The sequence below is a fragment of the Bacillota bacterium genome (assembly GCA_009711825.1).
Classification (GTDB): domain Bacteria; phylum Bacillota; class Proteinivoracia; order UBA4975; family VEMY01; genus VEMY01.
Window position 1 is genome coordinate 88,374 of the sequence record VEMY01000003.1, and the last position, 13,990, is coordinate 102,363.

14 protein-coding genes, 1 tRNA gene and 1 rRNA gene are annotated in these 13,990 nt (G+C 51.6%); 1 reads left to right on the plus strand and 15 read right to left on the minus strand.

Annotated elements, in window-relative coordinates; all coding sequences use genetic code 11:
- Positions 1–8 precede the first annotated feature (8 nt).
- From disA to FH749_02125, 13 genes are all read right to left on the minus strand, one after another.
- Positions 9–1,118: a DNA integrity scanning protein DisA gene (disA, locus tag FH749_02065; GenBank protein MTI94261.1), complete on the minus strand. Its 1,110-nt coding sequence runs from the start codon at positions 1,116–1,118 to the stop codon at positions 9–11.
- Entirely contained in the window at positions 1,087–2,457 is a 1,371-nt protein-coding gene (gene radA / locus FH749_02070) for a DNA repair protein RadA (protein MTI94262.1), read from the minus strand. The genes disA and radA overlap by 32 nt, the downstream gene beginning before the upstream one ends.
- A 168-nt stretch (positions 2,458–2,625) precedes the next feature.
- Positions 2,626–5,055 (minus strand): ATP-dependent Clp protease ATP-binding subunit, encoded by a 2,430-nt coding sequence (locus FH749_02075; GenBank protein ID MTI94263.1) that lies wholly within the window; start codon positions 5,053–5,055, stop codon positions 2,626–2,628.
- Between the two features lie 12 nt (positions 5,056–5,067).
- The gene (locus FH749_02080; protein MTI94264.1) at positions 5,068–6,114 is read right to left on the minus strand and encodes a protein arginine kinase; all 1,047 of its coding nucleotides are present in this window, start codon (positions 6,112–6,114) and stop codon (positions 5,068–5,070) included.
- On the minus strand, positions 6,110–6,607 hold the full coding sequence (locus tag FH749_02085) for a hypothetical protein (GenBank protein MTI94265.1): 498 nt from the start codon (positions 6,605–6,607) through the stop codon (positions 6,110–6,112). Before FH749_02085 ends, FH749_02080 begins: the two co-directional genes overlap by 5 nt.
- 5 nt (positions 6,608–6,612) lie before the next feature.
- Complete coding sequence (locus FH749_02090; GenBank protein ID MTI94266.1) at positions 6,613–7,068, minus strand: CtsR family transcriptional regulator; 456 nt, start codon at positions 7,066–7,068, stop codon at positions 6,613–6,615.
- A 77-nt stretch (positions 7,069–7,145) separates the two neighbouring features.
- The gene (locus FH749_02095) at positions 7,146–8,012 is read right to left on the minus strand and encodes a hypothetical protein (GenBank protein MTI94267.1); all 867 of its coding nucleotides are present in this window, start codon (positions 8,010–8,012) and stop codon (positions 7,146–7,148) included.
- 87 nt (positions 8,013–8,099) lie between these two features.
- Positions 8,100–8,822 (minus strand): amino acid ABC transporter ATP-binding protein, encoded by a 723-nt coding sequence (locus tag FH749_02100; protein MTI94268.1) that lies wholly within the window; start codon positions 8,820–8,822, stop codon positions 8,100–8,102.
- Positions 8,819–9,442, minus strand: coding sequence for an amino acid ABC transporter permease (locus FH749_02105; protein ID MTI94269.1), 624 nt, complete (start codon positions 9,440–9,442; stop codon positions 8,819–8,821). Before FH749_02105 ends, FH749_02100 begins: the two co-directional genes overlap by 4 nt.
- Positions 9,443–9,560: 118 nt before the next feature.
- Positions 9,561–10,331 (minus strand): transporter substrate-binding domain-containing protein, encoded by a 771-nt coding sequence (locus FH749_02110; protein ID MTI94270.1) that lies wholly within the window; start codon positions 10,329–10,331, stop codon positions 9,561–9,563.
- A 341-nt stretch (positions 10,332–10,672) separates the two neighbouring features.
- Positions 10,673–10,930 carry a hypothetical protein gene (locus FH749_02115; GenBank protein MTI94271.1) on the minus strand — a complete coding sequence of 86 codons (258 nt, stop codon included), beginning with the start codon at positions 10,928–10,930 and terminating at the stop codon, positions 10,673–10,675.
- Positions 10,927–11,457: an RNA polymerase sigma factor gene (locus FH749_02120; GenBank protein ID MTI94272.1), complete on the minus strand. Its 531-nt coding sequence runs from the start codon at positions 11,455–11,457 to the stop codon at positions 10,927–10,929. Before FH749_02120 ends, FH749_02115 begins: the two co-directional genes overlap by 4 nt.
- Before the next feature lie 80 nt (positions 11,458–11,537).
- On the minus strand, positions 11,538–12,797 hold the full coding sequence (locus FH749_02125; GenBank protein ID MTI94273.1) for a hypothetical protein: 1,260 nt from the start codon (positions 12,795–12,797) through the stop codon (positions 11,538–11,540).
- A 165-nt stretch (positions 12,798–12,962) separates the two neighbouring features.
- Between FH749_02125 and FH749_02130 the strand changes: the two genes are divergently transcribed.
- On the plus strand, positions 12,963–13,691 hold the full coding sequence (locus FH749_02130; GenBank protein MTI94274.1) for a class I SAM-dependent methyltransferase: 729 nt from the start codon (positions 12,963–12,965) through the stop codon (positions 13,689–13,691).
- A 90-nt stretch (positions 13,692–13,781) separates the two neighbouring features.
- Here FH749_02130 and FH749_02135 read toward each other — a convergent pair.
- A tRNA-Asn gene (locus FH749_02135) sits at positions 13,782–13,856 on the minus strand.
- A gap of 7 nt (positions 13,857–13,863) precedes the next feature.
- Positions 13,864–13,979: ribosomal RNA gene (rrf, locus tag FH749_02140) — 5S ribosomal RNA — on the minus strand.
- Between the last annotated feature and the right edge of the window lie 11 nt (positions 13,980–13,990).

Consider the following 13,990-nt stretch of genomic DNA (forward strand, 5'->3'; position numbering starts at 1 on the left):
TTACCTCCTTATATAAACCGCTGCCGGTCAATAATCATTTGTTGTTGCAGCCGCCGAAGCCCTTCCTTGATGGTCCGGGCCCTTGCCTCGCCAATCCCCTCAACCTCGTCAAGCTCTTCCAGGGAGGCGGCAACTATGCTTTGTAGAGAACCAAATGCCGCCACCAGGTTTTCGACAATAAGCATCGGCAGGCGGGGAATCTTGTTGAGCAGACGATGGCCCCGGGAGATCAACGGTTGCTCCAGGGCGCTAACGGCGCCGGAGTAACCGAGAATTTTGCTGAAGTTAGTAAGGTCCAGCAGTTCCTCCGAGGAAAGCGCTGCCATATCCGATAACACGCCTTCAATAGAACGATTGTCGCCGGCAACGAGATAGTCCTTGACCACCAGTTGCCCATCTTCATCGGTATCGGCAATCAATTCTTCCAGCTGCATTTTGATCAAACGTCCCTCGGAACCAAGCTCAACAATATATTTCGTTATTTCTTTAACAATCCTTGTAACCATTTCAAAACGTTGTAATACAGTGGTAACGTCGGATAAATTCACCATCTCCTCAAATTCCAGGACACCCAAGTTAGAAAGTGCGTGATTAAAAACCGATTGGTATTTGTCCAGGGTCTGTATGGCCTGATTAGCCTTGGTGAGGATGAAACCGATGTCTTTTAACGGATATTTGACACTGCCCTTATACAACGTGATGATGTTCCGACGTTGGGAGATAGAAATTGTGAGCAGACCTGTCGCCCGGGCCACGCGCTCCGCTGTCCGGTGACGGATGCCGGTTTCGGTGGAGGGGATGCCGGGGTCGGGCATCAACATGGCGTTTGCATACAGAATCCTACGAGTATCGGGGCTGAGGATGATGGCGCCGTCCATCTTAGCCAGCTCATACAGGCTTGCAGGAGTAAATTCGGTATCAAGCCGAAAACCGCCGTCCACCAGTGGCATGACATCCTCTGGTTCGCCGATTACAATCAGCGCACCGGTCTTGGCACGCAAAACGTTTTCCAAACCTTCCCGGAGTAAAGTTCCGGGCGCCACCAAATTCAAAACCTGAAATATTCCCTCGCTGGGCAATCTGATCTCAGCTATCTTTGTCACCTCCAAAAGCAGCATCTATTGCTTCGGACACCGTGTCCGCAGGGATTACGTTAAAATTCGGGGGAACAACACACTCAACCCGGGGAACTACCGCTTGGGCAAAGCCGAGCTTGGCTGCCTCCCGAAGACGTTGATCCAGCCGTGCAACAGCACGCACTTCCCCGGTCAGGCCCACCTCCCCAACAGCAATCATGTTCCGGGGCAACGGGCGCTCTCGGAAAGCAGAGGCCACAGCCAGAATAACCGCCAAATCAACAGCGGGCTCAGAGACCTGGACACCGCCTACCACATTAATATACGCATCATGGTCCTGTAAATGCAGCCCTGCACGTTTATCCAACACGGCCAGCAACAAAGCCGTGCGGTTATGGTCAACGCCGTCTGCCATTCGCCGGGGCGTGGCATAGCCACTTCCGGCCACCAAGGCTTGAATCTCAACCAATAGCGGCCTGGTCCCCTCCAGGGTGGCCGTTACCACCGAGCCAGCCTGACGGGAACTGTGTTGAGATAAAAATAGTTCTGAAGGATTGTCCACCGGATTTAGACCGGCGGTGGTCATCAAAAACACGCCGATTTCATTGGTAGCGCCAAAGCGGTTTTTGACACACCGGACCAGGCGGAAGGTATGATGCCTGTCACCTTCAAAATACAGCACGCAGTCCACCATATGCTCCAGGGTCTTGGGCCCCGCCAAACTTCCATCCTTGGTTACATGCCCCACCAACAACACCGAGCACCCTGTCTCCTTGGCCAGACGCATTAAGCCGGCAGTACATTCCCTGACCTGGGACACTGTGCCGGGGGACGAGGAAAATTGATCATTAAACAGGGTCTGTATTGAATCAATGATTACAAAATCTGGTTTGTGCTCGCGGATTGCCGTTTCAACTGCAAAAAAATCGTGCTCTGCCAAAAGCAAAACACTGGTGTCTAACGCATTTACCCGGTGAGCGCGCAGACTAATTTGCCGCGATGATTCCTCACCGGTCACATAAAGCACTTTGCCGCCGGAACGGGCCAATGCGGCGCTGACTTGCAATAACATCGTAGATTTTCCGATTCCCGGTTCACCACCGATCAGAATCAGAGAGCCCTGGATTATTCCGCCACCCAAAACCCGGTCTAACTCAGCCATGCCGGTGGGCCAGCGACTCTCCTCTGCAGATTCCACCTCGGTAATGGCTACCGGCCGGGAAGCGGCACGAACTGAAACAGAACCGGACCGGGACTTGTTGCCAACCGAAAACTCCTGCAGGGTATTCCACTCCTGACAGGATGGACAACGCCCCAGCCAGCGCAAGGCTTCATAGCCGCAGTTATTGCATAAAAAATTTGTTTTTTGTTTCTTTGACATTTTCATCACAACCCGTTCTAACCCATTATAACAGTAATTTTCACCCGGCGCCAGGGAAATTCCTGCCCTTCACGCCCCATGCAAACTGCCCGGGAAACCCCTGGCAGATGGTGTTTTTTACATACTTAGAACAGATCTTTAAACCTGCGTTCTGCAATTTAGAAAACGCTATTTAGTAAACACTAATTCTCCCTCTTTGGCATCAACCGTTACTCTATCACCGGCGGCAAAACTACCTTTGAGCATCTCTTCCGCCAATTCATCTTCGACCAAATGCTGAATAGCCCGGCGCAGCGGACGCGCGCCGTAGGTGGGGTCGAACCCCTTCTCTGCCAGCAATTCCCTGGCGGCAGCAGTAACCTCCATACTCAACCCATGCTCTGCCAACCGCACTTCCAGCTCTCCCAACATCAGACGGACGATGTCATCTATATGCGCCCGCTCCAAAGCATGGAAGACAATTACATCGTCGATTCGGTTGAGGAACTCAGGGCGGAAAGTGCTCTTCAGCTCACTCATAACCTGATCGCGCATCGACTCATAGTCAGCGCCGACATCATCGGTACGGAAGCCCATGGTTTTCACCTTGTTGAGGGTATGGGCGCCGACATTGGAAGTCATGATGACCACGGTATTGCGGAAGTCCACCCGGCGCCCCTTACCGTCGGTGAGAATTCCATCCTCCAGCACCTGCAGCAAGGTGTTGAACACTTCAGGATGCGCCTTCTCGATTTCATCCAGCAGCACCACTGAATATGGACGCCGACGCACTTTTTCTGTGAGCTGGCCACCCTCATCATAACCAACATAGCCCGGAGGCGAACCAATCAGGCGAGAAGTGGTGTGCTTTTCCATATACTCGGACATATCGAGACGGATCATTGCATCTTCATCGCCAAACATCACTGCTGCCAGGGCGCGGGCCAACTCTGTCTTGCCTACCCCGGTTGGCCCCAGGAAAATAAAGGAGCCGATTGGGCGTTTGGCCGCCTTGAGACCGGCACGGGCACGACGCACAGCCCGGGAAACCGCCTTGACAGCTTCCTCCTGCCCGATAACCCGTTTGTGTAGTTCGGATTCCAGATTCAGCAAACGTTCTGATTCTTCCTGGGCAAGTCGCTGCACCGGTATCCCGGTCCAACTGCTGACAATGTGTGCCACATCTTCGGACGATATCTCCGGCTTGTCGGCACTCTGTTTGCTTTCCCAGTCTTCTTTACGCTGCTCCAACTCCTCTTGCAATTGTTTGCGACGGTCCCGCAAATCCGCCGCCTTCTCAAACTCCTGATTATGAACAGCGGCATCCAATTCATTTTGCACGGTGTCCAGTTCCTGCTCCAAACTCTTGAGATCTGGCGGCGCCGTTAATGTCCGCAAACGCTGCCGCGATGCGGCCTCGTCTATCAAGTCTATTGCCTTGTCCGGCAGAAAGCGGTCAGGAATGTAGCGTGCAGAGAGCTTAACAGCCGCCTCAATCGCCTCGTCGCCAATTGTCACCCGGTGATGTGCTTCGTAGCGATCCCGCAGGCCCCGCAATATTTCCACTGCTTCTTCCTGGCTGGGTTCGCCGACAGTAATTGGCTGGAATCTGCGTTCCAGCGCGGCATCCTTCTCGATATGCTTTCTGTACTCGTCCAGCGTTGTGGCGCCAATGGTCTGCAGCTCGCCCCGACTTAAGGCGGGCTTAATAATGTTCGCAGCATCTAAGGCCCCCTCGGCGCTGCCGGCGCCAATTATCGTATGCAGCTCATCGATAAACAGAATTACATTGCCAGCGGATTTCAACTCAGCCATCAGTTTTTTCAGACGCTCCTCAAACTCGCCCCGGTATTTGGTGCCGGCAACCATCGATGCTAGCTCCAATGTGACCAAACGCTTGCCCTTTAGCAGTTCCGGAACAGAGCCCTCGTGAATCCGTTGGGCAAGCCCCTCGGCAATCGCCGTCTTGCCCACACCAGGTTCGCCTATCAGGCAGGGGTTGTTCTTGGTGCGGCGGCTGAGGACCTGGATTACCCGTTCAATTTCCTGCTCGCGACCAATAACCGGGTCCAGCTTATCGGACTCCGCTTCCTTGGTAAGGTCGCGGCCAAAGGAATCCAATGTCGGGGTTTTGGTTGCCTGCTCACCTTTTGCAGAAGGCTTGCCGCCGCCAGCCGGGGTTTGGGCGCCCAAAGCCGCCAGCACCGCCTGACGCACTCCGTCCAAATCGAGATTATTTGAGACAAGCAGCCGGGCGGCAACTCCTTCCCCTTCCCGAAGCAGCCCCAGAAGTAAATGTTCGGTGCCGACATAATTGTGGCCAAGGCCGCGGGCTTCTTCGGCAGCCAATTCCAGTACCCGCTTGGAGCGGGGAGAAAATGGAACTGCCTGTTGTACCTGGTGGGCGCTGCTTTCTCCCATAGCCTGGCGTATCTGCTCCTGCAATCGCTGAGCATTGAGACCCATTTGGCCTAGCACCTGGGCCGCAATACCCTGTTCATCAGCCGACAGACTGAGCAGCAAATGCTCTGTCCCGACAACAGAATGCCCCATCTTAACAGCCAATTGTTGAGAACGGACTAAAACTTGTTTAGCACGCTGGGTATAGTTATCAAACATGTTAAACACCTCCTATTGTTTAACCAAACTTTCTCTGATTAGTTGGGCTCGGTACATATCCCTTTCCCTGGGCGCAAGCTCACGGCCAAAAATCTTCTGCAGATAGCCGGCGCGTATGAACACCAAGAGTTCATTAAAAATTTGCGGTTTGATTCCCGAGATTAATTCCAAGTCAATTCCCAGCCGCAGATTGGAAATTAACTCCATGGCCTCCCGGGATTCAATGGTGCGAGCGTGGGCCAAAACCCCATAGGCTCGCCAAACTCGGTCGGCCAGGGCATTCTCACTGTTCTTTACCAACTGTTCCCGGGAATCCAATTCATGGCGTATAATTTGCAGGGCCACCCGATTCAGGGCTTCGGTAATTTGTTCTTCGCTCTGCCCCAGGGTAACCTGATTGGAGACCTGATAAATATTGCCCTGGGCCTCTGACCCCTCGCCATACATGCCACGGACCGCAAAGCCCAGCTTGCCGACAGCTCCAAGAACCTGATTCAATGAGCCGTTGAGAGCGAGCCCGGGTAAGTGCAGCATCACCGAAGCGCGCATCCCAGTGCCGACATTGGTCGGGCAGCTGGTCAAGAATCCCCTTTCCGGAGACCATGCATAGCGAAACCGGGCGTCAAACAAATCATCGGTATCGCTGGCAGCCTGCCAGGCTTCAGCCAGTTGCAAGCCTGGGAGCAACGCTTGGATACGTAAATGGTCTTCTTCGTTAATCATGATGCTTACTGATTCATCGGCGTTGACAATCGCAGCTCCCGGATTCTTGATTAATGCCGGGCTCACCAGGTGTTTATCCACCAAGGCCTGACGTTCGGATGCCGGCAGTTCCTTGATCGAGACAAATTTGGTTTCGCCCAGGCCCTTGAGACCACCGTTATTCCACCAGCGGCGAATCTGGTTTTGCACTTCGTCCAATTGTCCTTCCTCAGCCTGGCCGGGAAATGTGAACTCTCCAAAATTGCGGGCCAAACGCATGCGGCTGCTGATAACCACCGTGGAGTGGGGGGCCTCACCGTCCATCCACCGACTCAGATTCTGACCAAATGACTTAATTGCCATCTTCTGCCCCCTCCTTAGTTTGCTGCAGAGCCCGGATTTCGTCCCGCAGCCGGGCCGCAGTCTCGAATTGTTCTTCGCGGACAGCCTGCTCCAATTGCGCCTTCAGCTCTTGAATTTTGCGACTTCTGCGTACGTGTTCGCCGGCACTTTTGGGAACTTTGCCGGTGTGTTCGAGGCGCCCGTGAATACGGCCAAGTATTGTCTCCACCAGGGGCTCCCAGGTTTTATAGCACTGCTCGCATCCCAGGCGCCCGGTTTGGCGAAACCCCTGTTCGGTCAAGCCACACTGGGGACAGGTTCGGGAAGCAGGCGCCTGGGGCTCCCAATCGACCAAGCCTGTCAGCAGCTTGTGCAGACCAAACACGGGGTCAGAGTAACCACCCTGTTGGGCACATTGGTGACATAAGTGGACTTCTTTCTTTTGATTATTGACAATCTGGGTGATATTAATCCTCGCTTCCCGTTCACCGCAGTTTTGACATTTCATTAAAATCACTCCTCGGCAATAATTGCTGTGAGCATTGAAACCAGCAGGCGGGAACGTAAAAGATCCCGCTCTGGCAGAGGCAGCTCCAGGACCGCCCTGTCCACTGCCCTGGACATGATTCTGGCTTCCCGGGCACTGATTAAATCATGGTCCCGTAACCAACAAATAATGTCCAGCGCCTGGCGCTGACTGACGGCGCGATTGCTCAGATCTTTTAGAGGCAGGTCTTGAACCTTGCTTAAGTCCAAACGCATCACCCGGACAAAGCCACCGCCCCCTCGCTGACTTTCAATGACATAGCCTTTCTCAACAGAAAACCGGGTTTGGATTACATAGTTTATCTGGGAAGGGGCGCAACCAAAAATTTGCGCCAACTCATTCCGCCTAAGTACAACCTGGTTATCATTGCTATTGTTAAGCAGGTTTTTAATATGCTTTTCTATTAAATCGGCCATATTCATAAAATCACCTCTGCACTGACTTTGACTTTCCTTGACCAATTACTATTATAAAAAAAATCCCCGGATTTGGCAATAGTTTATACCAACCGGGGGACAAATATTTTTGCAGTTTTCAACGGATTTACAACCTGACTTAATCCCAGGTCACAAACGGAGCCAGCCAGCATGTATGCTTCGGCATAGCTCAGGCTGTGCTCCTCCGCCAGCAGCAAAACAGCTTCACGGGCGGCCTCACGGAGCGCGGCGTCGGTAGAAGAGGCGCTGGCCAAGATAATTGTTCCCTTTTCGGTGACAATCCGTGGGTGCTCTGGGGCCTGCCCCGGCAGTATATCAATTCGCAGCTTTACCTCCGCGCCCGCCTCCAAAGCGCATCCGGCCAGCTCACCGTCGCCCATGGCGGCGTGCACATCCCCCAGGGCCAATAAACCGCCGCTGTGGGCCACGGGCAAAATAATTTTATTGCCTGGAGAAAGCTCCTTGCAGTCCAAATTGCCTCCATGTTTGCCGGGGCAGGTGGTGTCTACGCTACCTTCAGCGGGGGCGATTCCAATCACGCCCACCATTGGCCGCACTGGTATGGTAATGTTCTCAGTAAAACGGGCGAAATTACCCGCTAACTCCAGAACCCGCACCTTTGGCTCCGTGATATCTTCAAGCACTCCCTGGCCAGGGGCAACAATAATCACTCCCCGTTCCGCCAGCTTGATTTCTAAAATCTCTATCTGCAGGCCATCGCCTGGATTGGCGTTGTTTATATAGAAAGGGCCGGTGGCCGGGTTGCCCCGGGAAAAGTCCACTTTTGCCAGATCCTGCTCTTCGCTGTGCACCTGACCGTTAAAACAATCGGCGGTTTCTACCACCAGGGTTTCGCCGGAAGCAATTTCTGCAACCGGTTTATGCTCTGCGGAAAATGAATAGATTACATTTGTTTTTGCATTTGCCATTTCTATCCCTCCATGCTCAGATTATAACATGGATTGCCTTCCCGAACAGTTCACAACAAAAAATCCGGCCCAAGGACCGGATTTTCTTTATAGAATTTTGCTTAAGAATTGTTGAGTTCTTTCCTCTTGCGGATTGTCAAAGATTGAATCAGGACAACCCTGCTCAATGATTTCACCTTCATCGATATAAATTACGCGATCGGCCACTTCCCGGGCGAAGCCCATCTCGTGGGTAACAACCGCCATGGTCATGCCTTCTTTGGCCAGATCCTTCATTACTGTCAGAACCTCGCCTACCAGCTCCGGATCTAATGCGGAAGTGGGCTCATCAAAGAGCATCAATTTTGGCTCCATGGCCAGCGACCGGGCAATAGCCACCCGTTGCTGCTGTCCGCCGGATAAGCTAGAGGGCCAGGCGGTGATCTTATCCTCCAAACCAACCTTGGTGAGCAGGTCTACCGCCAGTTTTTCTGCATCATCTTTTGCTATTCCCCGCACCTGGATTGGCCCCTCACAAACATTTTCCAGCACAGTCATGTGGGGGAAGAGATTGAAGCGTTGAAAGACCATGCCAACCTGTGCCCGCATCAGATTGATTTTCCGGGCATTGGCTTCCAGTAGCTCGCCATCGATATAAATCTCGCCCTGCTGATACTCTTCTAGATAGTTAATGCAGCGGAGCAGAGTACTCTTCCCGGAGCCGCTGGCACCGATAATCACCACCACTTCGCCGGCCTCTACGTCTAAATCAATATCCTTCAGGGCATGGAGCTTGCCAAACCACTTATTCAAACCACGAACTTTAATCATGCGCGCACCTCCCCTTTGGACAAATAGCGTTCAATCATATTAACAATCACGGAAAGACCTGTGGTCAAAATCAAGTAATACACTGAGGCAATGGCCAGCATCGGAAACGGCTGGTAATTGGACCCGAAGAACACCCGGGTCTGGCCCATGATTTCCATGACAGATATCGAGAAAGCCAACGATGAGTCTTTTACGGCAATGATAAACTGGTTACCCATGGGAGGAATTGCCCGTTTTAAGGCTTGCGGCAAGATAATCCTACGCATCGCCTGATAGTGGGTCATCCCCAATGAGCGGGCCGCCTCCATCTGACCGCGGGCAATTGATTGGATTGCGCCGCGAAAAATTTCCGCCAAATAAGCGCCGTTATGAATACCGAGGCCAATTGAAGCGAGCAATGGCGCCGATAGATTGACGTACGCACCCACAACCCAGTACATAAGCATCAACTGGACCAAAAGCGGGGTCCCGCGAACGAAGCCGATATAAACGCCGGTAATAAAGCGGAGAATCGGGTTTTTTGATAACTTCATCAAACCAAATACCAAACCAAGCACAAGGCCAATTAGAATACCCAATGTGGCCAAGTACAAAGTCATCTTTACAGCGTCCCCAAACATAAAGAAATAATCGGAGAAAAATCTAAAAAAAGTTTCCAAAAACAGCCCCTCCCAATAAGACGGCATAGCGCACTTATGCGCTATGCCGTGCATTCTAGTCTTTTGTTAGTACGATTGATTACTTAACGCCAATATCTTCGCCGAAGTAACGTTCGCTAATTTCCTGGTACGTGCCGTCAGCACGCATATCTTCCAGGGCCTGGTTAATTGCTTCACGCAAGTCATCATCGCCTTGGCGAACGGCAACCGCACATTCCTCCAGATAGAGATAATCGCCGACCATGCGAATGTCAAATCCACGCTCATCGGCATTAATCAGAGCCACCAAGCGGTCAGTGATGACACCGTCCACATTACCGACGTTCAACTCCTGTAGAGTCAACGCGTCACTGTCATAATATACCGCCTCGGCACCCCATTCATTTACCTGATCAGCGAAAGTTGTGCCTGTTACCACACCAATACGCATATCTTCGGTGATATCAGAAACGTCTTCTATCGATGAGTCTGTAGCCACAACCAACTGGGCACCAGAGTAGTAATAGGGGTCAGAGAAGTCCACCGCCTCCAATCGCTCTGGCGTAATCGCCATACTACCAAGAATGCCGTCAAAATTGCCGGCCTGCAAGCCACCAACTAAACCATCAAAATCATTGGTTACCGGACGAGACTCTACGCCCAGCCGTTCGGCAACTTCGGCGGCAATCTCGACGTCAAAGCCAACCAGTTCCCCGGCATCGTTATAATAATTGAAGGGCGGATAGCCGCCGCTCATGGCAAACTCAATATATCCTCTTTCCTCTACTTCCGCCAGGGTGTCTGTTGCGCCACACCCGGCAACTACCACAATCATCAGCCCAACAACCAACAAACCAAACAATTTACGCATATAACCTTTTCCTCCCAGTAATTTTTTAAACAAAAAACCCAGGTCCTCTGTCTGCTATCAGCAAGAACAGAGTACCCGGGTTTCGCTGCTACACTCACCCTGACCCACCATACGGTAGGCCAACCCCGGCCCACCTGGACCGGAGCGAGGTCCCTTTTCTCAAATTGTCATAGTTTTTCGCCAGCCAATTTCGGCTTTGCTGCGCAGGCTTGACCGGAACCCGCCAAAGGCATGAACCGACTCACCTGTACCTACTAAGGGCTGTTACTTCACCAACGCCAATAATTATACCATCTTGACGTTTAAAAGTCAAATGGAGCCTCCCAGACAGGGTCCATTGCCTACAGCCACAGCAGCCAAAGTACATATGACAGCAAAAGCAAAAACCCTAATGTGAGTATGACACGCACCAGCCACCGTAAAAAAATTCTTAGAAGCAGCTTTGGAAAACTTTGTTTAACAATTTGTTTGGCATGGGATTCGATAATTGAATCGGGCAACTGCACAAGATAATTATCCATCGCCTGACCAAGAACAGCCAAGTCCCTGGCCTCCATCCCGGCCTCACTTCCGATTTCGTCGAGCATTCTTTTATTCACAGACCTTCACCCCCTAGATAATCGCGCAAACGCAACAGCCCCTGACGCAGCCGGGACTTTACCGTGGAAACAGGCGCATTAGTTATCCGGGCAATCTCCTCCAGCTTAAGTTCATGGTAATAACGCAGGACTATCACTTCCCTTTGCACCGGAGACAAGCCGCCAAAGGCTTTATTTATCTGTTCAATATGACTTTGGCGTTCAATGATTGAGTTTATTTCATCTTCCTGCGGAGCATCCTGTTCGCTAAGGGGCACTGTTGGACGGCGTCGTTGCCCGCGCCAATGATCTTTTACCCGATTGGACGCTATGGACAGAAGCCAACTGTCAAACCTGCCGTCCATCCGGTATGAAGCCAACGCTGCCAGCGCTTTGATGAACACCTCTTGAGTTAAGTCTTCTGCCAAGTGATAATCGCCCGTCATTCGGTAAATAAAGGAAAAAACCAGGCGGTAATTACTGCGGGTCAACTGCTCTGCCGCAGACGGCTTGCCCGCCAGCGCCTCTTTGATTAATGCAACCTCCAAATTACCCCTCCTCTACACACCTGACGCCCAATCGAAAAAAAAAGTTTTAAAAAAGGCCGGAAAAAGTTCCGACCCTTTTATCAGTCGTTATAGTTGTCAGTATAAGCATTCTGGTTATAGCGGTTGCCGGCATTCCACATTAAATACTCGGTTACGCTCAGCTCTCTTAAGGCCCGAATTTGCGCGCGAATCTGCTCTTCGCCATAATGGAAGCTCGGGTCATGCCAATCATTAAAGTCTTGAATCCAAGGTCTCAAATAAACCTCTGTGCCAAAGGCCTCCATCCGTTCCAGGTAGTCTTTGGTGCTGTGATATACGGTCTCATAGGGGTAACGGTTGGGGTTAGCCAATCCGTAACTGCCGTTGGCATAATGTCCGGGATAGATCATCGGACTGAGCAAATCTATTTCGGTCTCCAGTAGCAGTTCTAGCTGTTGTCCAATGTTCATTTCATGGGGCACAGAACCAATGAGGCCGAAAATGTCTGCTGAAACCTCTACATTGTAGGGCTCTAGCCGCTCTTTGGCGTAGGCAAGGAACTCCGCTATCGCTTCGGTTCTTTCGTACGGACCTTGATCGGTTAGATTGCCTGGTGGCATATCGGCAATTTGGCTGACGGCACCATCGGAAGGCCAGCGCACATAATCGTATTGAATCTCGCCAAAGCCCATTTCGGCGGCTTCGATGGAGAGGTCAATGATATACTCCCAGAAATCTTTGTGCCGGGGATCAATCCAGATATTCTTGCCCTGCTTCCAGACGTTACCGTTTTTATCTTTCAAAGCCCATTCCGGTTTGTGTTCACCGATATACGTGTCCTTAAACACAACAATCCGGGCAATTGGGTAAATCTGATGTTCTTCCAGAATTTCGAAGAATTCTTCCATATTGACCTGGTTCATGGGAGCACCGGCATCGATGGCCAGCTGCACCTGTGTATCCTGATAAGCGATATTGCCATTATCGTCTTTTACGTTAATAACCAGGGAGTTGAGCTCGCTGTTGGCAATCAGATCGAGAATCGGGTCCCGCAAATTAGAGTAACCAGCCCCATAGCCGCTTATATAGAGCCCGCGCACATGTTCTGGGCGGGGAATCCGCGCTTCCGGCTCCGGCTCGGGATCGGGTTCAGGTTCCTCATCGATTGGATCATCATCTTGATCGTTGCTGTTGCCGTTATCCGAGTGGTCAGGCGGATCAATTTGCGGTGGCTCTGTACGTCCAAGAAACGGGTACGCAAAGGCATTGACAACACAGCCACCCAAAATTACTAGTGCAATGAATACTGCGATTAACTTTAGTCTCTTCAATAATATCCCTCTCCCCGATAGTTTTTTCAGTGGTTATGTCAACAGTATAGCAAGATGCTTGTCCACTTGAAAGCTGTAAATGTTGGTTAGAAACAGACAGCTCCACCCAATCCCAGCCGCTCATACTAGCTTATATATGTTAGACTGGATATACTAGCAAAAGGTTCGCAGCATTATTTGCCAAGAGGTGATTAAATGAAATTCTATCAAATGTTTTGTGCCTATTATGATAACATATTTCCGTTTGCAGGGGCGAAAAAATCTTTTTTTGAGAAATTACTTGTGGATTCAACTCCCGCTGTCGCCCTGGACCTGGGAGCCGCAACCGGCGAGCTGACCAACTGGCTGGCAAGCCGGGGGATTATGACCACTGGAGTCGATCTCTCAGAACACCTATTAAACCAAGCTCGCGAGCGGCAGTTGCCCAATGCAAACTTTGTGCTGGATGATCTGCTCCACTATACCGAGAACACAAATCAGCGTTATGACCTTATTGTCTGCATCGGAAACACGTTGCCCCACTTGCGTCCCGCTGAGCGCAAAGCGTGGTTAGACCTGCTGCCTAGCCGGCTCACCCCACACGGAACCCTGGTTATCCAAACCGTCAATTATACCCGGATACTGAAAGAAAAGCCGCCGGGACTGGCGGAAATCAAACGTGAAGATCCCGAACTAACTTTTACACGTCTATATGATTACAATCACGACGGCTCCATCACCTTTACCGCCCGACTCCGGACACAGGAGGCGGGCGACAGCTCGGCAGTCACCCTTTGGCCCTTCACCGCTCAGGAATTAATCAACGAATTGCCAGAATCGCTTGTTCCCCAAATCCAATACGCCAGCTTTAACCAGACACCCTACGAGCCCGACCAAAGCCCCGCCTGGATTCTCGTCGCCACTTGCTCCGGGGACGATTCCTGACCTGCGATTGCATTGTCTTCACTGTGGTGGCAAAGTTAATTCAAAAAGCACAAACGCCCACTGAAAAATTTCAGTGGGCGTTTTTTTACATGGCTCCCCAGGTAGGATTTGAACCTACGACCTACCGGTTAACAGCCGGTTGCTCTACCGCTGAGCTACTGAGGAATAAAGGATCCGGCGACGACCTACTCTCCCGGGGGGAAATCCCCAAGTACCATCGGCGCTGGAGAGCTTAACTTCCGTGTTCGGTATGGGAACGGGTGGGACCTCTCCGCCATAGTCACCGGATACTACACATG